Genomic DNA, 20,496 nt, shown 5'->3' with positions numbered 1-20,496 from the left:
CGTCTGGTTCACTTAGGGGAGGGGCCTCGTGTCCCTCTCCCTTTATCGTTTGATCTTACTTCCAAAGGACGCTGCGGTCTTCGCATCGTCCGGCGGCATCGCAACGCCATGCACGAGACAGCATGATCGGTTTTCTTATCCAGCGTATTCTTCAGGCACTCATGGTCGTGATCGCTATGTCGATCATCGTGTTCCTTGGCGTCTACGCCATCGGAAATCCGATCGACGTGATGATCGACCCGGCATCGGACCAAGCTCTGCGCGAGGCGCTGATCCAGCGTTACGGCCTCGACCGCCCGTTGTTCGAGCAGTATTTCGTCTTCATGGGCAACATGCTCAGCGGCGATCTCGGCGAGTCCTTCATCTATCGTCTGCCCGTGCTGAGCCTGATCTGGTCGCGCTTCCCGGCGACGCTGGAGCTCGCATTGACGGCGATGATGATCGCCACTTGCCTTGGTATCCCGCTTGGGTTGTGGGCCGGCTACAAGCCGGAATCGCTTTCGGCCAAGGCCATCATGGGGTTTTCCGTCCTCGGCTTCAGCGTGCCGAGTTTCTGGGTAGGCCTTCTCCTCATCATGACATTCGCCGTCGAGCTCGGCTGGCTGCCCTCCGGTGGGCGGGGGCCGACGAGCACGGTCTTCGGCGTTCCCATGTCGATTACCTCGCTCGAAGGCTGGAGCTACATCATCCTGCCGGCCTTCAACCTTGCCCTGTTCAAGCTCGGCCTGCTGATCCGCCTGACCCGTGCCGGAACCGTCGAGGTGATGAGTTCCGACTATGTGCGCTTCGCCCGTGCGCAAGGATTATCCGAGAGCAAGGTCGTCGGTCTTCACGTGCTCAAGAACATCTCGATTCCCATCGTCACCGTATTCGGCCTAGAACTCGGCTCGACGCTCGCCTTCGCCGTCGTCACCGAGACGGTGTTCAACTGGCCCGGCATGGGCAAGCTCATCATCGACTCCATCACCGTGCTCGACCGGCCCGTGATGGTCGCTTACCTCATTCTGGTGGTGTTCCTCTTCGTGTTGATCAATCTCATTGTGGACCTGGTCTATGGCCAACTCGATCCGCGCATTCGCGTAAAGGCTGCATCATGAGCAGTTCTCCCGCCCTCGTGGCTCCCGCAGAGACCGGTTGGACCAAGCTTTCTAATTTCTGGTCCGACTTCCGCCAAAGCCCTGTTGCGGTCGTTGCGCTCTTTGTCGTGGTGGCCATCGTCCTGCTGGCGGTCTTTGCGCCCTTCGTAGCCCCGCAGGATCCGTATAATCAGGAAGCGCTCGATCTCTTCGATGCGCGCTTGGAGCCAGGTGAAATCGGGTCAGGCGGCTATGTCCATTGGCTCGGCACCGATGCCGCGGGGCGCGATCTCTTCTCCGCCATTCTCTATGGATTGCGGACGAGCCTGATCGTCGGCGTCATGGCCGGAACGTTCGCCTTGGTGCTCGGCACGACGGTCGGTCTGATCGCTGCCTATTACGGCGGCCGCGTCGAGGCGATTATCATGCGCATCATCGACCTGCAGCTCTCGCTGCCCGCCATCCTGCTGGCACTCGTACTCGTAGCGATGTTGGGGCAGGGGCTGATGCAGCTGACCGCTGCTTTGGTGGCGGCGCAATACGCCTATTTCGCCCGCACGACGCATGGCGCGGCGAGCGCGGAGCGGCGCAAGGATTATATCGAGGCTGCGCTTTCGACGCCGCTACCCGCGCGCCATGTGCTGTTCCGCCATCTCCTGCCGAATGCGCTGCCGCCGATCATCGTGGTCGCGACCGTGCAGGTCGCGAACTCCATCGCCCTTGAGGCGACGTTGTCCTTCCTGGGGCTCGGCCTTCCGATCACCCAGCCGTCGCTGGGATCGCTGATCTCCAACGGGTTCCAGTTCCTGCTCTCCGGCCGTTACTGGATCTCGATCTATCCCGGAATCGCCCTGATGCTGACCGTGGTGGCCATCAATCTCGTAGGCGATCAGGTGCGCAACGTTCTGAACCCGAGGCGCAGCCGATGAGTGACGCCGTTCTTCGTGTCAATAATCTCCAGACGCAGTTCGAGACGCGGGCCGGCGTGCTCAAGGCTGTCGATGGCGTCAGCTTCGAGGTTGGGCGCGGGCGCATCCTCGGTCTCGTGGGCGAGTCCGGCTCCGGCAAGAGCGTGACAGGCTACTCGATCCTCGGTCTCATCGAGGCCCCCGGCAGGATCGCGGGTGGCGAGGTTCTTCTGAACGGCAGGGATATCACCCGCCTCAGGGGTGAGGCCATCCGTCAAGTTCGGGGCGCTCAAGTCGCGATGGTCTTCCAGGACCCGATGATGACGCTCAATCCGGTTCTCAAGATCAGCACGCAGATGATCGCGGCCGTGCGGGCGCATGACAAGGTTTCGCGCAAGGTTGCGCGGGAGCGCGCGCGGGATGCCCTTGCCAAGGTCGGCATTCCGAGCCCCGAGGAGCGGCTCGATGCCTATCCGCATCAACTCTCCGGTGGAATGCGCCAGCGCGTGGCAATCGCCATCGCTCTCCTACACAGCCCCGCCGTCATCATCGCGGACGAGCCGACGACGGCGCTCGACGTTTCGATCCAGGGGCAGATCCTCGCCGAGGTGCGTCGTCTCGCGGATGAAACCGGCACGGCTTTCGTATGGGTGACGCACGATCTCGCGGTGGTGTCGAGCCTCGCGGATGACATCTGTGTCATGTATGCGGGCCGTGTCGTTGAAACCGGGCCGGCGGCCGATGTGATCGCAGCCCCAGGCCATCCCTACACCGCAGGGCTTCTCGCCTCGGTTCCGTCCGAGCACGAGCCCGGATCGCGCCTGCCGCAGGTTCCCGGCTCCACGCCGTCGCTCGCGAATCTGCCGCCGGGATGCTCCTTTGCGCCTCGCTGCGCGAAAGCGGGCCCGGCCTGCACCACCACGCCGCCTGTCCAGCACTTCGACGACGGACGCACCGCTCTCTGCCATTACCCGATCGAGCCCGTTTCATGCCAGCCGCTCTCCTCGACATCGACCACGTATCGAAGCGCTTCGTAAAGCGCCCGAGCCTCGGCGAGCGCATCGCCGGGATGCTCGGCGCAGGTGCAACAACGGAGACCGTGCGCGCGGTGACGGATGTCAGCCTCACCGTCGCGAAGGGCGAGGTCGTGGGCCTCGTCGGTGAATCCGGCTGCGGCAAGTCCACCCTCGGGCGCATGATCGCGGGCATTTATACGCCCAGCGACGGCAAGATCCTGTTTGGCAACGCGCCCGTGGCCAAGCTGCAGGGGCGGCGCACGCATAAGCTGACGACGCGGGTTCAGATGATCCATCAGGACCCATTCGCAAGCCTCAACCCGCGCATGCGCATCGGCGACACGGTGTCTGAGGGTCCGGTGGCGCACAAGATCGTCAAGGCCCGCGAGGCCGACGGCTATGTGGCGGATCTGCTGGGGCGTGTCGGACTCGATCCGAGCTATCGCAGGCGCTTTCCGCACCAGTTCTCCGGCGGTCAGCGCCAGCGCATCGCGATTGCCCGCGCGCTTGCCATGAAGCCGGACCTCCTGGTGCTCGACGAGCCCGTGGCATCTCTCGACGTGTCGATCCAGGCGCAGGTGCTCAACCTGTTCATGGATCTGCGCCAGGATCTCGACCTGACGGGCATCTTCATCAGCCACGATCTCGGCGTCGTGCGCCATGTGTCGGATCGGGTCGCGATCATGTATCTTGGCCGCATCGTTGAGCTAGCCCCGACCTCGGAGCTTTATGCCCAACCGAACCATCCCTATACCCGCGCGCTCTTCGAGAGCGTGCCGCGCGTCGGCGTGGGGCGTAAGGATTTCCGGCCGATCGCCGGCGAAATTCCGTCGCCGCTCCACCCGCCGAGCGGCTGCCACTTCCATCCCCGATGCCCCTTCGCGGGCCCGCGCTGCAAGCGGGAGGCGCCGCCGCTGGCACCTATCGGCCCAGGCCGCCTTTCGGCGTGCCATCTCAACACCGGCGGAACCGAATAAAGACGAGATTTCCAGGACATGACCCAGCAATCATCTCTCGTGGCGCTGCAAGAGCGCGTCGCCGCCGTCAACGACGTGCTCAATGCCACCTCCGTCCTGACCTGGGACTCGCGCACCATGATGCCGGAAGGCGGCGCGGAGACGCGCGGCCATCAGATCGCGACGCTGACCCGCATCGCCCGCGACCTGCTTCTCTCGGCCGAGACGCAGAAGGCGTTGGAGGCTGCAGAAATTGCCGTCGAAGGCTTGCCCGACGACGCCGCTGAGCGTCGCATCGTCGCGCAGACACGCTACGCCGTGGAGCATCATCGCAGCGTTCCCGCATCCCTGATTCAGGAGCGTGCGGCTCTGCGCACCGTGGCGCAATCGGCCTGGATCGAAGCGCGATCGAAAAGCGGCTTTTCTACGTTCGCGCCGTATCTCGTCAAAACCGTCGAACTCTCCCGCGCCTATGCGGATTGCATCGGCTGGAGTGAGCATCCTTACGATGCGATGCTGTCGATCTATGAGCCAGGCGAGACGGCCACGAGCCTGAAAACGCTTTTCGGGAAGCTGCGGGCCGGTCTGCTGCCGATCCTCGATGCCGCGAGAGCGCGCCCCGCGCCGCGTTCCGACTTCCTGTTCCGCGACTATCCGGAGGAGGGGCAGCGCGCCTTTGGATTACGTCTTGCCGAGAGGCTCGGCTACGACCTGAAGCGCGGGCGGCTGGATACCACGGTGCATCCGTTCGAAGTCTCGTTCACTCGCAACGACGTGCGCATCACCACGCGCTACACCCGCAATTATCTACCCGCTTCCATTTTCGGCACGGCTCATGAGACAGGCCATGGCCTCTACGAGCAGGGTGTCGATCCGGCTTATACGCGCACGACCCTCGCCACCGATCTGGTCGGGCTCTACGCTGTGGGCGGTACCAGTTTCGGTGCCCATGAATCGCAGTCGCGCCTGTGGGAAAACCACATCGTCCGCAGCCGGACCTTCTGGCAGCTGCATTTCCTCGATCTCCAGAGGCATTTCCCGGAGCAGCTCGACGATGTGAGCGCGGAAGAGTTCTATCGCGCCGTCACGCGTGTCGAGCCCGGCTTCATCCGAGTCGAGGCGGACGAGCTGACTTACGACCTTCACATCATGCTGCGTACGGACATCGAATGCGCATTGATGGACGGCTCCCTGCCGGTATCGGACCTGCCGGGGGTCTGGAACGCGGCCGTCAAGCGCGACCTTGGCCTCGACGTGCCGGACGACACACGCGGTGTATTGCAGGATGTGCATTGGTCCACGGGCTATATCGGGTCGTTCCCCACTTACACCATCGGCAACATCATGGGTGCGCAGATGATGGACACCCTGCGCAAGCACGATGCCTCGCTCAATGATGCCATCGGGGCAGGGGAGTATTCAGGCCTGGCCGAGGCGCTACACACCAAGATCTGGCAGCACGGACGCCGCTTCAGCCGCGACGAATTGCTGGAGCGCGAGACGGGCCGCAAACTCGATCCGGCCCCCTACATCGCCTATCTCCAGGGCAAATACGCGCAGTAACGGCGTTCACCAGTGCCGGGGTGGAGGCTCTACCGCCACCCCGCTCCTGTCGATTATCGCGATAGGGTTGATTGCGAGAGGCCATTCAGGGCAGACCGCAGGCTGTCCGGCTCGATCTGCGGTATCCGTTCTGAGGCGGACCAGAGGTGGAGGAGCGGGCTTCGCGACTCCAGCGCGGTAACACACGTCACGGCTTCAACTCAGGAATTCTGGAAGGAGTGCGAGGAATGTCGCCTGCCTTCCTTCTTGAAGAGATCTACCATGATCTCAATGAAATCGTGGCAGAGGCGCGAGTGCTGGTAATGTGTCGGCCTGACGATGGCGACATCGAAGGGGATGCCGGGCTTGAAAGGACGGCGCACAACACTGCTCGGGCTGAGATAGGTCGCCGTAAAGGGATCGACGATGGAAACACCGAGACCGGAAGCGACAAGGGCGATGGCGCTTGCGGCCAGGGAGGTCTCGAGCAATTCATGCCGGGCAACCTGAGCGTCCGCAAACACCTGATCGATCTTGAGGCGCAGCGGACTGTTTCGCCCCAGCGAGATATACGGTAGATCCTGCAAATCGCGCGGTTCGAGGAACTCCTTCTCCACGATGGGATAATGCGCCGGCACGACGCAGACCGCTTCCACGTAAGGCAAGCGCGTGAGATCCGCGCCGGGGAACTCGCCGGTTATCTGAGCAAAGCCCAGATCGAAGTGACGACCTGCCACGAAGTCGAGGATCAAACGTGAGTTGAGGCTCTCCAGTGTCACGTTCACGGCCGGGCGATCCGAATGAAATGCGCTGATGGCCTGCGTGATGCAACTGAGCGACAAGGCGTTGATGGAGGCGACCCGCAAGGTGCCCGCTTTGGCATGTCGCAGATCGTTAGCGATCTTCGCAATCCGGTCCATGCCGACATAGAAGCGGTCGACTTCCGTGAAGAGAATTGTCGCCTCATGACTCGGCACGAGGCGGTTGCCCTCGCGCCGGAAGAGAGTGAGTTTCAAGTCGGCTTCAAGATCTTTCACCAGGCGGCTGACAGCGGGCTGCGTGATTTTCAACAGCTCTGCTGCCACCGTCATGCTTCCTGTCAGCATGACTGCTCTGAAGGCTTCAATCTGCCTTGGATTCAACTGCATGAAGCATTACTCGCCGATTTTGGTGGGCGCCATAATCGTTCGTATGAGTTTTATTATTACGATGCATGGCATCTCTAAGGGCATGTCTTCCACATAACATTCCGTTATGGAGATAGTAGGGCATATGTACTTGAATCATGCCATCCGTAAATGCCTAATCCCTGCACTTCGCTGGCTAGACATCACTGCAGGGCTCGCCAAACACAATGGTGACTTACATCCTCCGACGCCTGACGATGCTCATCCCCATGTTGCTTGGGGTGTCGGTAGCCGTCTTTCTCGTGCTTCATCTGATCCCAGGCGATCCTGCGCGCATGGCCGCGGGTCCCGATGCGACCGAAGCTGATATCCAGCAGATTCGCGTCAATTACGGTCTCGACCAGCCTCTCACGATTCAATACGGCATCTATCTCAAGAAGCTGCTGCAAGGCGATCTCGGAGAGTCGTTTCAGACGCTGGCTCCCGTGACGGAGGGCATTGCCAGAACGTTTCCGGCAACGCTCGAGCTCACGATTGCAGGCATGCTGATCGCAGTGCTGCTCGGCGTTCCTCTCGGCATCTATTCCGCCCTTCATCCACGCGGCGCGGCAGACCGATTGGTGACGAGCATCGCGGTGCTGGGCATTTCGATGCCGGGCTTCTTCCTCGGTCTTCTCCTGATGCTCGTCTTCGCCTCCATGCTCGGCTGGCTTCCGCCCACAGGCAGGGGAGGCTGGTCGCATCTCATCCTGCCCAGCCTCACGCTTGGACTTCCTTACGTGGCGACCTTTGCCCGGCTGACGCGCTCCAGCATGCTCGATGTGCTGTCTGAGGATTTCATTCGCACGGCGCGCGCCAAGGGCTTGTCCTGGCAAAAGGTCACTTACCGCCATGCCTTGCGCAATGCCTCGATCCCCATCGTGACCGTGCTTGGCCTCGATTTCGGCCGTCTTCTCGGCGGTGCGGCCATCGTCGAAACGGTTTTCGCCTGGCCGGGAATGGGCCGCTACATGGTCGACGCGATCATGGTCCGTGACATCTATGTCGTGCAGGGAACCATCCTGGTGTTCGCTGCTGCCGTCGTCATCATCAACCTTCTCGTAGACGTGATTTATGGCATCCTCGACCCTCGCATCACCTATGCATAAGCGCGCCAAGTCGCAGAATTTCTTCGGCTATCTTCTGCGCCGTCGAAACTATGTCGCGATTGCTGCAGCTTTCATCACGGTCGCTTTCGTGCTGGCCGCCATTTTCGCACCGCTGCTTTATGACTGGGGCGCCACCACCCGCGTCTCGCTCAGCACCGCGCTTCTGCCGCCATCGGCAGCATATCCGCTCGGTACGGATGAGCTTGGCCGCGATATGCTGGCGCGCATCGTCTGGGGCGCCCGGATTACGCTGATCGTTGCCGTGGTGAGCGTCGCGATCGCGATGGTCATCGGCATCGTGATCGGGTCCCTCTGCGGTTATTACGAGAACTGGTTCACAAGCCTCGTGATGCGCTTCATGGATTTCATGATCGCGTTTCCCCGGACGCTGCTTGCGATCATCGTCGTCACGATCTTCGGCTCCGGCGTGCTCAGCCTCACGCTCGCCATCGGCATCTCGACCATTCCCGCGAATGTGCGCCTGTTCCGTGGGCCGATCCTGGCTTTGAAGCGGCGCCAGTTCACCATGGCGGCGAAGGCTCTGGGCGCGAAGGATTCGAGCATCCTATTCTCTCACATCCTACCGAACACCATGTCGCTGATCATCATTCAGGGCACGCTCTCGCTGGCTGAGGCCATCCTCATCGGTTCGGGCCTGAGCTTCTTAGGGTTAGGCCCGCAGCCCCCGACACCCGAATGGGGCGCCATGATCGCGTCCTCCCGCGCGCACATCACGAGCCACCCGCACGTCATCTTCGCACCGGGCTTCGCGCTGTTTCTCGTCATCCTGAGCTTCAATCTCGTCGGTGACGCGCTGCGCGACTACATCGACCCCCGGTCGCGCAAGGCACTTTAGAGTTTCCATGCAAATCCAAACCATAAGGAAAGAGGGACCAATGCAATTCTCGACGTTCACACGCCGCTCCTGCCTGGGACTGGGCCTTGCCCTTCTGAGCGCTACCGCGATCATGTCGCCGTCCGTGGCACGCGCCGAGTTCGACCTGCGCATYGTGCAGGGCACCGACGTGGACACGCTCGATCCGGCCGTGTCGCGCAGCACGCCGTCTCAGGTGGTGTTCAACAACATCTTCAACACCCTCGTGCGCTGGAAGGACACGAAGCTCACCGAGATCGTGCCCGATCTGGGCGAGTCCTGGACGAAGTCGGAAGACGGCCTGAAGTGGACCTTCAAGCTGCGCAAGGACGTGAAATTCCATGACGGCACGCCCTTCGACGCTGAAGCGGTGAAGTTCAGCCTTGACCGTATTGCCGATCCGGCCCTGGGCTCGCCCAACCGCTCGCTCTTCACCAATATCAGCCAGGTGACGGTGATCGATCCGAACACGGTGGAGATCACCACCAAGGAGCCGTCGCCCATGCTCCTTGAGATCCTTTCGGACGAGTATTCCTCCATCAACAGCCCGACGGCGGTGAAGAACGGCGGTCGTGCTTATTCCCGCAAGCCGGTCGGTACCGGCCCCTACATGATCTCGGAGTTCATTCCGGGCCAGCATGTGATCATCAAGCGGAACCCGAACTATTTCGGCACGCCCGGCAAGGCCGATACCATGACCTTCCGTCCGGTGCCGGAGGCTGGCGCACGCGTGATCGAGCTTGAGGCCGGCAATGCCGACATCGCACTCAACATTGCTCCTGAATCCGCCGACAAGATCAAACAGAACAGCAAGACCGAGCTGGTCGTGGAGCCGAGCTCCTTCCAGATCTTCTTCGAGCTCAACACCACTAAGCCCCCCTTCAACGATCCGCGCGTTCGCCTGGCGATCAACCACGCCATCGACCGCGATGCAATCATCGAGAAGATCCTGACTGGCTACGGCAACAAGCCCGAAGGCATCTTCCCGGAGGGTGCGCAGGGCCGCTCCAAGCAGACCGCCTATCCTTACGATCCCGAGAAGGCTCGCAAGATGATTGCCGAGGTCTTCCCGAACGGCTTCAAGGAGAAGATCGTCATGTGGACGCCGGCCGGGCGCTACATGAAGGACAAGGCTGTTGCCGAGGCCGTGCAGGGCTACCTAAACGCCATCGGTTTCGAGACCGAGTTCAAGGTGTGGGAATGGGCGACCTATCAGAAGACGCTCTATCGTCCTGAAGAGGGCAAGGGCACCGGTAAGGGCAGCAACGAGGCCAATATGTGGCTGCTCGGCACGGGCGTCACGAATGCCGACTGGCGCCTACGTCGCAAGTTCTTCAGCACCGATGCGTCGAACCTGACGGGCTACAACAACCCGAAGATCGACGAGCTTTTGAACAAGGCATCGGTGGACATGAACTACGAGTCCCGCATGAAGGCCTATGGCGATGTGCAGACCATCGTCTGGAACGAGGCGCCTAACTCCCTCGTGCTGTTCGATCAGGTTCAACTCATCGGCACCTCCAAGGGCCTGAAGGGCCTTGAGGTCTTCGGCGACGAGATCGTGAAGCTCGATCAGGTCACGAAGCAGTAAGTAACGCGAAGAATGGTTCAGGCGGCCCTCAAGCCGCCTGAACCTATCCTGCCCCAAACAAGAAACGACCCGACGCGGATTTTCCGCGAACGGCGAAGCCATGCCTTCGCCACTGAAAAACTCTACTCTGAACTGGAAGTAACGATGAATAAGCCGGTGACCGAACGTGAAATCCTGCTGACCGAAGCCCGCCTCAGCAGCCCTCCGGCAGAAGGTCTGATCAAGTATCACGACATTCCGGGCCTCGCCCGAGAGAAGCGTCACTTCCGTGAGTTCAACCATGTCGATCTCGCGCACACAGTTATGCTTGCCGAGCAGGGCATTCTGCCGAAGGATGTCGCCGGCATAATCCTGAAGGGCCTGCTCGAGCTGCGCCACATGGACCCGGCCACGTTCCCCATCGATCCCGTCAAGGGAAGCTTCCTGCTTCAGGTCGAGGCCTATCTGTTTGCCCGGATGGGTGAGGATATCGGCGGCCAGATGCATACGGGCCGCAGCCGCATCGACCAGGGCACCACCGTGCGCCGTCTCTACAAGCGCAATCGCATCCTCGATGTGCTGGAGAGGCTGAACGGCTTCCGCGACGCGCTCATCGTGAAGGCCGAGCAGCATTCGCGCACCATCATGCCAGGCTACACCCATATGCAACAGGCTCAGCCGTGGGTGTTCGGCCATTATCTGCTGAGCATCGTCACGCGCCTGACCGAGGATTTCACCCGGCTCACGGAGTCTTACGCCCGCGTCAACCTGAATCCGCTCGGCGCAGTCGGCCTATCCGGCACATCCTGGCCGCTCGACCGGTATCGCACGACGGAGCTTCTGGGCTTTGCCGCCGTGCTGGAAAACTCCAAGCTCGGACGCGAGGCCTTCTACGCGGCGGATGCCATTGGCGCGCTGTCGATTGCTATGTCGACCCTGAACGATCTCGCAACCGATCTTCATATCTGGTCAAGCACGGAGTTCGGCTTCGTCGAATCCGACGATGCCTATTGCGGCACCAGCAGCATCTTCCCGCAGAAGAAGAACCCGGCCGGACTCGAGACGGTCAAGAAGGTGGCCGGCGGTTCCGTGACCTGGCTTGCTACTGCCCTTGGCACATTCCGCGCCGAAGGCACCGGCGATCAGGCGGTGCGCGATCTTCCGCTCATCGATGAGGCGCTCGAAGCCACGGAAGGCATGCTCGATCTCTTCACCGGCATCATCGCGACGCTCATCGTGCATGAGACCCGCATGCGTGAAGCCCTGAAGGGTAGCTGGTGCACCGCGAGCAATCTTGCCGACGTCATCGTGCGCGAAACCGGCCTGTCCTTCAGGCAGGTGCACCATGTAGTGGCCCGCCTCGTGCGTATCTGCCTGACCGAAGGCATCACGCCCACCACGGTCACGGTGGAGGTGTTGAATCGCGCTGCGCAGGAAACCATCAGCCGCGATGTGCAGCTCAGCCAGGCGACGCTCACGAAAGCCCTCGACCCCGAGAACTTCGTGCAGACCCGTGTGACAACCGGCAGCGTTGCCCCTGCCGAGGTGGACCGTATGCTGGACGTTGCCAAGGCTCAGCTGTCGGAAGGCCGTTCGTGGGTTGCGGCGGAACGCGCCCGCATCGCTGAGGCGGTTGCCAAGCTCGATGCGGCAATCGACTCCATCGTCTCCGCCTGAGTGCATATAGATAGGCCGCCCGGAACCAAGGAATCACGTTATGTCACTTCCTGAAACCTCAGACGCTTTGCTTGAGATCAAGGATCTGCGCGTCGACTTCCTGACGTCGGAAGACCGGATCGCCGCCGTGAAAGGTGTCTCTCTCCATCTCAGGAAGGGAGAGACCCTGGCGCTGGTCGGCGAGTCCGGTTCCGGAAAATCGATCACGGCCCTGTCGATCCTGCAACTGCTGCCTTATGCCGTCTCCAACGAGCAGAAGGGCAGCATTCGCTTTGCAGGGCGCGAACTGGTCGGCGCGTCGGAAAGCGAGCTGGAAAGCATTCGCGGCAACAGGATCGCCATGGTCTTCCAGGAGCCCATGACTTCGCTCAATCCTCTCCAGACCCTGGAGAAGCAGATCGGCGAGATCCTGGCGCTTCATAAGAACATTCGCGGCGAGAAGGCTCGCGAACGCATCATCGAGCTTATGACCCTCGTCGGCCTACCGATGCCGGAGAAACGGCTCAACGCTTATCCGCATGAGTTGTCGGGCGGCCAGCGTCAGCGCGTGATGATTGCCATGGCGCTCGCCAATGAGCCGGATCTGCTGATCGCGGATGAGCCGACGACCGCGCTCGACGTGACCGTGCAGGCCCAGATCCTCAAGCTGCTCAAGAGCCTGCAAAGCCGCTTCGGCATGGCCATGCTGCTGATCACGCATGACCTCGGCGTCGTTCGCAAGATGGCGGATCGCGTCTGCGTGATGAACAAGGGCGAGATCGTGGAAACCGGCGAAACAGAGCAAATCTTCGAGGATCCTCGCCACGCCTATACGCAACACTTGCTGGCATCGGAGCCGAAGGGGCAGCCGATCCCGACCGAGACGGACGCGCCGATCATCCTCGAAGCCAACGACATGAAGGTCTGGTTCAACATCAAGGGCGGCTTCCTGCGACGCACGGTTGCCCATGTGAAGGCGGTCGACGGCATCGACCTGACGGTTCGCCGTGGACAGACGGTCGGAATCGTCGGTGAAAGCGGTTCGGGAAAGTCCACGCTTGGAACCGCGATCCTGAGACTGATCGAAAGCGAAGGCTCCATCCGTTACCAGGGCAAGGAGTTGCAGGGCTTGGACAAGGATTCCCTGCGCGCATTGCGGCGGGAAATCCAGATCGTTTTCCAGGATCCCTATGGCTCCCTGAGCCCGCGCAAATCCGTGTCCGCCATCATCGGCGAGGGACTGAAGATCCACGGCATCGGCGCGTCGGAGAGCGAGCGGGAGCAGATGATCGCTTCCATCCTTGAGGAAGTCGGCCTCGATCCGACGATCCGCGATCGGTATCCGCATGAATTCTCAGGCGGTCAGCGCCAGCGTATCGCCATTGCCCGTGCGATGATCCTGAAGCCGAAATTTGTCGTGCTCGATGAGCCCACATCGGCGCTCGATATGTCGATCCAGGCGCAGATCATCGACCTGCTGCGCGACCTGCAGAAGAAGCACAATCTCGCTTACCTCTTCATCAGCCATGACCTCAAGGTGGTGAAAGCTTTGTGCGAAGAGGTGATCGTCATGAAATCCGGCAAGGTGGTCGAGCGAGGGGAGGCGGCACGTATCTTCAACGCGCCCCAGCATCCCTATACGCAGGCGCTCCTGAAGGCGGCTTTCGATGTCGTTGCGGATACGAGCGCCGCGGTCGCGTCCTGATCCCTCATATATATCTTGTTAGAAATGAGTTCCTCCATGATTGATCTGCGCAGCGACACGGTCACCCGCCCTACCAAAGGCATGATCGAGGCGATGAACGCCGCTCCCGTCGGTGACGACGTGTGGGGTGACGATCCGTCCGTAATCGCGCTTCAGGATGCCGTGGCCGAGCGCTCCGGCAAGAAGGCCGCACTCTTCTTTCCTTCGGGAACGCAGAGTAATCTGGCCGCCCTCATGGCCCATTGCCAGAGAGGCGATGAGTATATCGTCGGCCAGGATGCTCATACCTACAAGTACGAAGGCGGTGGCGCCGCCGTTCTCGGCAGCATCCAGCCCCAGCCCATCGAGAATGCGGCGGATGGCACGCTTCCTCTCGACAAGGTCCGTGCCGCCATCAAGGTCGATGATTATCACTTTGCGCGCTCCAAGCTTCTCGCACTCGAGAACACGATGGGAGGCAAGGTTCTGCCTTCCACCTATGTCGATGAGGCGGCGGATCTCGCCCGCGACAACAACCTGATCTTCCACCTCGATGGAGCGCGGGCCTGGAACGCTGCGGTGGCCAGCAACAGCAGCCTATCCGAGATTTGCGCGCCTTTCGCTTCCGTCTCCTTGTGTTTCTCGAAAGGCATGGGTGCGCCGGTCGGCTCAGTTCTTGTCGGCGAACCGGATTTCATCAAGGAAGCGCGCCGCTGGCGCAAGGTTCTGGGCGGCGGCATGCGACAGAGCGGCTATCTCGCTGCCGCTTGCCGATACGCTCTTGACCATCACATGGACCGCTTGGCCGAGGATCATGCGAATGCGGCGCGCTTGGCGGATGCCCTCGAAGCTATCGAGGAGATCAAGGTCGTCTCCATCGCGACAAATATGCTCTTCGTGCGCATCCCGGCAGAGCATTGCGCCGGCTTGCAGGCGCATTTGGACCAGAACGGCATCCTCGCGGCTATTGGCCCGACGACCCGTTTCGTCACGCATCTCGATATCAGCGCAGACGATGTTGGAATTATCGGCAATGCCGTGAAGAGCTATTTCAGCTCGGCGCCAGGCCAGACTGCGACAGCCAATATCCCATCACAGCTCTATGGTTCCAGCATATGAGCTGGCATCGTCAGCAATCAGGAGCGCACCGGTGCCGTCGATAGCTACTCCGACGGGCCGCCCCGCGCCTGATCGCAGTCCAAGAATCCAGTCCGGCAGGACGGGATCCGGACCGATCTGGATCGAAACATCGAAGCCCGTGTCGATAGCGCTGCATCCAGCCAAGGCAGGCGCCAAAAGGCAGGTGCCGGTGAGAGCGGCAATCGGCCTTTGCCGATCCCCGTGAGGGGAGCGCCTCCGCACGACTCATCGCGCTCGGCAAACCCAAGTGAATCCGGGGTGCCGGAAACAGTACCAAGCCTAAGGCTATGGGCCCTATCCGATCATCGGCAGAACAGGTTGCCGGCAGCATCCCTGTAGGTGCCATAGGGACACGGGCTCCGTGGGGCGGTCGCTCCACCGACGATCGCGCCGCCGGCCGCGCCGACAGCTGCTCCGGCCAGGGCTCCGCCCGCCCGGCCTGTGGCAGCTCCGCCGATCGCGGCACCGGCAACGCCACCGACGACTGCGCCACCAGCCGCACGTTCTCCCGGCGTAGTGCAGGCGGCCGCAGAAAGCACCAACGCACCCACCGCGACAGCTGACATGATCTTTCTCATGGTATCCTTCCTCCTGATCTCGAATTGTAGATACCCTATCGGACAAGAATGAGACGTAGCCTTAAGCACCTGTTTGCTTTTGGCTATCCGGTGAATACCTCAGTTTCGGCGATTTAAGACCTGATCCGGGGCAGCGTGATCGGCAGGCCCCTGCCGCCGGCAATGGTTTCCTCATCCGGCTTCAGGATGAATTCTAGTCCGCTCTCAGGATAAATCCGTGTCCGGTTCAGGGTTAGATCGGATGGACATCGGTCAGAAGATCATAAGCTCTGAGACCTGTCGGCGTTTCCCAGGCTTCACCTGCACATCTTAATTGCACGATGCGTTCGGTAGCGTGAGGATTATATTGAAGGCCGGTGGACACGAGGGCTTTCGATAGAGGGAGGATTCCATGGCAATTTCTTTGGATGCTGCGGCGGAAGCTTTTCGCGAAGCCATGCGTGATGCCGTCAAGCGCTATTCGCTTTGGTATCTCGTCGAAGGAATATTACTGATCGCCGCTGGGCTTCTGGCGATAATCTATCCCGTTTTTTCCTCGGCGGCGGTTGTCGTTCTCCTCGGCTGGCTCCTGGTTATCAGCGGGCTTGTCCAGGGGCTCAGTCTCATCAGCGCAAGGCACGTGCCGCATTTCTGGTTGCAGCTGATCTCCATTGGCCTTGCCATGCTGATCGGCTTTCTCTTCCTTCGAGACCCGGCGCAGGGAATGACAACGATTACGCTCCTCCTTATCGTCTTCTTCATGATGGAAGGCATATCCAAAGTCGTCTTCGCATTGACCATCCGGCCCTTTCCCAACTGGGGCTGGGTGCTGGGAAGCGGCATGGTCGGCATCCTGTTGTCGCTTATCCTCTGGGCAAATCTGCCGGTGACGTCCGCATGGTTGCTGGGATTTCTGCTCGGCATGAATCTGATCAGCGTCGGTGCGGCGATTGCCTATCTCGCCTGGAAGGTGAGGGTGAGTTGACCGCGAACAGGCGGTCGTGAGCCGTTCGTCGTCAATGGGCCGGTCGAAGCTGCGGTAAACGGGAGAGACGATGTGGATCGACCTCAAGCTCCCATGGACGAGGCTTCCCTGGACGAAGCGCATCRCATAGCACCTGCCCCTGTCTCGACGCACTGGGCCTGGATCGTGCTCGTGACCTTGAGTCTCTTAGGGGCGGTCTACATCGCCGAAGCGGTTGTCGCTCCGGTTGCTTTCGCGCTGTTCCTCATTGCAATGGTCTGGCCATTACAGTCGCGCCTCCAGGCTCACGCCCCGCGTCTCATCGCCTTGGCAATCAGCATCACGGTGCTCGTGATAGCGTTCAGCGGCTTCGCCTCGCTCATCGTCTGGGCCTTCGGCCGTGTTGGGCGCTGGGTCATCTTCAATCTGAGCCAGTTTCAAGCGCTCTATAATCAAATGACGGTTTGGCTCGAAGCGCGCGGAGTCGTGATGGCGAGCCTCTGGGCCGATCACTTCAACGTCAGTTGGATCGTGAGTCTCATGCAGAAGCTCACCGGCCAAGTGAATACGACTTTGAGCTTCTGGCTGGTGGTTCTCGTCTACGTCATCCTCGGCCTGCTCGAAGTCGAAGGAACTGCCAGGAAGATCGAGTCTCTCCCAAGCCGCCGCGCCGCACGCATTCTGCTTTCCGGCAGCGCGGAGACAGCTGTGAAGATCAGACGATACATGATCGTGCGAACGCAGATGAGCATTCTCACCGGTGTGCTCGTCTGGGCCTTCGCGGTACTCTTCGGCTTGCCGCTCGCTCAGGAATGGGGAGTGATCGCGTTCACGTTGAACTACATTCCGTTCATCGGTCCTTTTATTGCGACCCTGTTTCCGACCCTGCTCGCGGTGGTCCAATTCGAGACTTGGCAGGCAGTCATAGTCGTGTTCGCCTGCCTGAACGTGATTCAATTCGTGGTTGGGAGCTATATCGAGCCGCGCCTTTCCGGCAGCGTTCTGGCGATGTCGCCTTTCGTCGTGCTGTTTTCGATCTTTCTCTGGACATTCCTGTGGGGCTTGCCGGGAACCTTCATCGGCATTCCGATCACCATCGCCATCCTCACGTTCTGCGCCCAGGATCCATCGACCCGTTGGCTGGCAATTCAACTCGGCCCACCGGAGGAGACGGATCAGCCCATTTCCCAGCATCCTCGCTCTGAAGATTGACCTCGAGGCGCTCCGGTGCCGCGAGTTGCACTTCACCGCCGCTGACTGCGAGGGTATGCACGAAGAACGAGACACTGCCGTTATTCGGCATATCCATCACGGGAGAGGACGCGGAGACAATGCGGACGCCGCCGCATTGTCCAATCCATTCGGTATGCCGGTGACCGTGAAACACCACCAGCCGCCCGGCTTGAGGCCGGAGTTGCCGCACGAACCAGGAGCCATTGATAAGGGCAGTTCCGATGCGCTCGGAGAATGCCTTTGCCGGCGTGGGATACTCCACCAGATGATGATGGAGCCCTACGATCCAGCCGGCGCGCGGATACCGCTCCATGGCAGCGTCGAGGCCCTGTGCTTGAAGTACCGACACCATGCCCAGTGCATTCGTGAAGGAGAAATGTGCTTCCGCATTCGAATTGAGAAGTACGACGCCGAGCCCATCATCCACCGAGGGCGGAATGAGCATGGGAAAAGCATCGTCCCAGATTTGGGCCAGTCGATGCGACCGCCTGATCCCGCCCAGATTGGCAAAGGTGTCGATATCGTCCCGGTATGAGCGCAGCATCTCCGTCAGGGAGGAGTCGAACTGGCCCGTCCGGGAATCGAAGCACAGAACCTTGTCGCCCTGAAAAGCCTCGATGGCAGACAAGGTGCGCAGCTGGCGAAGACGCTTTCCGGGACTCGTCGGCAGTTCGAGCCTGGCAGGATTGGCGCGATCGACGACATTCACGTCATGGTTTCCGGGAAGAATCAAGACACGCTCGGTGAGCCGTGGGTGGGCTGCGAGGGCGTCCAGGAATTCGGCCCATTCCGCGGACCGTCCCGCATCCGTCATGTCGCCCGTGATCAGAATGAGATCCAAAGGCTGATCATCGTGGTACGCTTCCAGCCGGTCGAGGACACGGTGCACTCTTCCATTGCCTTGAGGCCCCGTTCGGCCGCTCTCAATCCGGAATCCGTAGCGTTCGCCGACCACATGAAGATCGGAAAGATGTGCGACGCGCCATGTGTGGGTCTCAGTTGGGATCTCGGCAAAAGCCATGAGATCGGCCGGTCGGCCCATGGCGCCGTCAGCCAGTGCCCAGATGAGGGCGACGACCATGACATAGCATCCGATGATGAAGACGGCATTTGCCAGTACCGGGACGATCAGCTGATGCGGTGCCAGCAGATCCCTTGCCTCGCCAACCCAGCGCGAAGCGGGCCAGGCAAGGGTGACGAACCAGAAGGACAGAGCGCTCACCAGGAGGCCGCCGCCGATTGCCGCCGCTGCGTAAAGATGGGTGCGATGGCGCGGCCCGAGATTGGGAGCAAACTTGACGATGATATGCCTCAGTCCTTCTCGAAAGAGAGCATAGATCGGCTGAATGGCCAGCGCATTGAGAGACCAGAAGCTTTTCTCAGTTACGCGCAGCAACGGCTTGCTGCCGAACCACGCAAGAGCAACGAGGCCGACGGCGATCAGCAGAGACCAGAATCCCGCGAGTGCCGTAGCAACCCTCGCCGGTATCGTGGATACCCATCCGAAGACGAGCAATGGCGCAAGCCCCAGCAGGATGGCAGGCAGGCCGATCAGCATGATCCAGGCCAGGAGGAGTTTCGGAAGACTGATTTCCGCGAGAAGGCGTCCGCCTATGGCAACAAGGGATCGGCTCTTGGTGCTGGCAACATCATCTTCCGCATCCCCGAGGCGGGGATCCACCAGCAGAGGCTTCTCATGCATGGACTGCGGTAGGGTTGGATCCTGCATGTACCCGCTACCCCATGTGTCGAAGATGGCAAGGCGACTGCACGCATCATCGGACGCGGCTGGCGCCTACGAACAGCAAGGATGCCACGAGCGGCTTGGCAGAAACGGATGCTCCGCCTCATGCCGTCTCATGTCAAGGAGCTGGAGAGAGCATCGGATTTCTCCCCGTCCGCGCGAAGTTCTAAACGCACATTAGGGGAGATTTCCGCGCTGGATGAGGGTTTCACCCGATGGTTCCGCATTGATTTCATTGATAGCCTGAAGGTCGCGCGGGGCGCAGCATGGTCGGTGCTTGAGGAGTGTATCCCATGGCTGAACTGGTGGTCGTCGGGTTCGACAACCCGACCGATGCGGATCGCGTTCTGACCGAGCTCACGCGTCTGCAAAAGGAATACCTCATCGATCTCGAGGATGCGGTCGTGGCTATCCGAGGCCAGGACGGCGCGGTGCGCATCAAGCAGAGCGTCAATCTTGTGAAGCTTGGGGCAACCTCCGGCGGCCTGTCCGGCGCGATGTGGGGCAGTCTCATCGGCCTGCTATTCCTGAACCCGATTGCCGGGTTCGCTATCGGAGGGGCCGTAGGAGCATGCTCGGGCGCCCTGTCCGGAAACTTGATCGATTACGGCATCAATGACGACTTCATCAAGTCGATCGGCGACACGCTCAAGCCCGAGACTTCGGCCCTGTTTCTGCTGATCCGAAAGTCGCAGCCCGAAAAGGTTCTCGCCGAGTTGTCAGGGTTCAAGGGACACGTGATCCGCTCCTCGCTGTCACCGGAACAGGAGGCCAAGCTTCAGGCCGCTCTGTCCCAAGCGCATCCGCCTAGCCCGAGCGAAGGCGTAGCAGCCGCAGCCGCCGTGGCGGCGCAGCCGGCGACGTGATGCCGACCCACGTTGAAGAGAAACGTGATAGGCCATCGCGACGGTCCCTTCTGAAATGGCTGGCGTGCACCGTGGTCGCAGCATCACTCGGCGCGACGGCGGCGACGATGGTACAGGCTCAACCTACGCCAAGCACCCGCTCGCGGCGGCCGGGACGACGTCCGCCTGCGCCACGCCCACGTTTCGAGCGCCGTCCTCGACCGAGGCCTGGGTTCATCTGGGTGCCGGGGCGATGGGTCTGGACCGTAGCTCATCGGAGCTGAATGAGCGCCCGAGGGAAATTCCGTCCGCAAAGGGGGAGGCTGCCCATGTTTTCGTGCGTATCCGCCGATCAGGTGGGCCTGTCTGCTTCTCCACCCTGTTCCTGTTGCCAGCCGCAACTTCAGGTCGCCGCTCGGCGGATCGACAGGGATCTGTCCCGGCGCGGGTTCATGG

At 61.0% G+C, this 20,496-nt stretch carries 18 protein-coding genes; 15 read left to right on the top strand and 3 right to left on the bottom strand.

Annotation, left to right across the window (positions count from 1 at the left end):
• Positions 1-122 precede the first annotated feature (122 nt).
• Genes ACXJKO_RS12225 through ACXJKO_RS12205 form a run of 5 tightly spaced genes read left to right on the top strand, consistent with a single transcriptional unit; the run spans position 123 to position 5,519 of the window.
• Positions 123-1,097: an ABC transporter permease gene (locus ACXJKO_RS12225; RefSeq protein WP_457091367.1), complete on the top strand. Its 975-nt coding sequence runs from the start codon at positions 123-125 to the stop codon at positions 1,095-1,097.
• On the top strand, positions 1,094-2,005 hold the full coding sequence (locus tag ACXJKO_RS12220) for an ABC transporter permease (protein WP_457091366.1): 912 nt from the start codon (positions 1,094-1,096) through the stop codon (positions 2,003-2,005). The genes ACXJKO_RS12225 and ACXJKO_RS12220 overlap by 4 nt, the downstream gene beginning before the upstream one ends.
• The gene (locus ACXJKO_RS12215) at positions 2,002-3,021 is read left to right on the top strand and encodes an ABC transporter ATP-binding protein (RefSeq protein WP_457091365.1); all 1,020 of its coding nucleotides are present in this window, start codon (positions 2,002-2,004) and stop codon (positions 3,019-3,021) included. The genes ACXJKO_RS12220 and ACXJKO_RS12215 overlap by 4 nt, the downstream gene beginning before the upstream one ends.
• The gene (locus tag ACXJKO_RS12210) at positions 2,973-3,977 is read left to right on the top strand and encodes an ABC transporter ATP-binding protein (RefSeq protein WP_457091364.1); all 1,005 of its coding nucleotides are present in this window, start codon (positions 2,973-2,975) and stop codon (positions 3,975-3,977) included. The genes ACXJKO_RS12215 and ACXJKO_RS12210 overlap by 49 nt, the downstream gene beginning before the upstream one ends.
• A gap of 18 nt (positions 3,978-3,995) precedes the next feature.
• On the top strand, positions 3,996-5,519 hold the full coding sequence (locus ACXJKO_RS12205) for a carboxypeptidase M32 (RefSeq protein ID WP_457091363.1): 1,524 nt from the start codon (positions 3,996-3,998) through the stop codon (positions 5,517-5,519).
• A gap of 200 nt (positions 5,520-5,719) precedes the next feature.
• Here ACXJKO_RS12205 and ACXJKO_RS12200 read toward each other — a convergent pair whose 3' ends face one another.
• Positions 5,720-6,646: a LysR substrate-binding domain-containing protein gene (locus ACXJKO_RS12200; RefSeq protein ID WP_457091362.1), complete on the bottom strand. Its 927-nt coding sequence runs from the start codon at positions 6,644-6,646 to the stop codon at positions 5,720-5,722.
• A 206-nt stretch (positions 6,647-6,852) separates the two neighbouring features.
• Here ACXJKO_RS12200 and nikB point away from each other — a divergent pair, with 206 nt between their 5' ends.
• From nikB to ltaE, 6 genes are all read left to right on the top strand, one after another.
• Positions 6,853-7,773: a nickel ABC transporter permease gene (nikB, locus tag ACXJKO_RS12195; RefSeq protein ID WP_457091361.1), complete on the top strand. Its 921-nt coding sequence runs from the start codon at positions 6,853-6,855 to the stop codon at positions 7,771-7,773.
• Positions 7,766-8,629 carry an ABC transporter permease gene (locus tag ACXJKO_RS12190; RefSeq protein WP_457091360.1) on the top strand — a complete coding sequence of 288 codons (864 nt, stop codon included), beginning with the start codon at positions 7,766-7,768 and terminating at the stop codon, positions 8,627-8,629. Before nikB ends, ACXJKO_RS12190 begins: the two co-directional genes overlap by 8 nt.
• Before the next feature lie 40 nt (positions 8,630-8,669).
• Positions 8,670-10,238: an ABC transporter substrate-binding protein gene (locus tag ACXJKO_RS12185; protein ID WP_457091359.1), complete on the top strand. Its 1,569-nt coding sequence runs from the start codon at positions 8,670-8,672 to the stop codon at positions 10,236-10,238.
• Between the two features lie 144 nt (positions 10,239-10,382).
• Positions 10,383-11,894 (top strand): argininosuccinate lyase, encoded by a 1,512-nt coding sequence (gene argH, locus ACXJKO_RS12180; protein ID WP_457091358.1) that lies wholly within the window; start codon positions 10,383-10,385, stop codon positions 11,892-11,894.
• 40 nt (positions 11,895-11,934) lie between these two features.
• Positions 11,935-13,578, top strand: coding sequence for an ABC transporter ATP-binding protein (locus ACXJKO_RS12175; protein ID WP_457091357.1), 1,644 nt, complete (start codon positions 11,935-11,937; stop codon positions 13,576-13,578).
• A gap of 36 nt (positions 13,579-13,614) precedes the next feature.
• Positions 13,615-14,676 (top strand): low-specificity L-threonine aldolase, encoded by a 1,062-nt coding sequence (gene ltaE, locus ACXJKO_RS12170; RefSeq protein WP_457091356.1) that lies wholly within the window; start codon positions 13,615-13,617, stop codon positions 14,674-14,676.
• 323 nt (positions 14,677-14,999) lie between these two features.
• On the opposite strand, the gene ACXJKO_RS12165 is transcribed toward ltaE, so the two are convergent.
• Positions 15,000-15,275 carry a hypothetical protein gene (locus ACXJKO_RS12165; protein WP_457091355.1) on the bottom strand — a complete coding sequence of 92 codons (276 nt, stop codon included), beginning with the start codon at positions 15,273-15,275 and terminating at the stop codon, positions 15,000-15,002.
• A gap of 436 nt (positions 15,276-15,711) precedes the next feature.
• Here ACXJKO_RS12165 and ACXJKO_RS12160 point away from each other — a divergent pair, with 436 nt between their 5' ends.
• The gene (locus ACXJKO_RS12160; protein WP_457091354.1) at positions 15,712-16,239 is read left to right on the top strand and encodes an HdeD family acid-resistance protein; all 528 of its coding nucleotides are present in this window, start codon (positions 15,712-15,714) and stop codon (positions 16,237-16,239) included.
• Between the two features lie 72 nt (positions 16,240-16,311).
• Positions 16,312-17,430 (top strand): AI-2E family transporter, encoded by a 1,119-nt coding sequence (locus tag ACXJKO_RS12155; protein ID WP_457091353.1) that lies wholly within the window; start codon positions 16,312-16,314, stop codon positions 17,428-17,430.
• Here ACXJKO_RS12155 and ACXJKO_RS12150 read toward each other — a convergent pair.
• Complete coding sequence (locus tag ACXJKO_RS12150) at positions 17,324-19,180, bottom strand: metallophosphoesterase family protein (protein ID WP_457091352.1); 1,857 nt, start codon at positions 19,178-19,180, stop codon at positions 17,324-17,326. The two genes, ACXJKO_RS12155 and ACXJKO_RS12150, sit on opposite strands and share 107 nt — an antisense overlap.
• Before the next feature lie 308 nt (positions 19,181-19,488).
• Between ACXJKO_RS12150 and ACXJKO_RS12145 the strand changes: the two genes are divergently transcribed.
• Complete coding sequence (locus ACXJKO_RS12145) at positions 19,489-20,061, top strand: DUF1269 domain-containing protein (RefSeq protein ID WP_457091351.1); 573 nt, start codon at positions 19,489-19,491, stop codon at positions 20,059-20,061.
• Between the two features lie 64 nt (positions 20,062-20,125).
• Positions 20,126-20,496: hypothetical protein (locus ACXJKO_RS12140; protein ID WP_457091350.1), on the top strand; the 371-nt coding region annotated here is incomplete at its 3' end.

The organism is Microvirga sp. P5_D2 (assembly GCF_054049475.1).
This window is presented reverse-complemented; position numbering and strand designations above follow the sequence as displayed.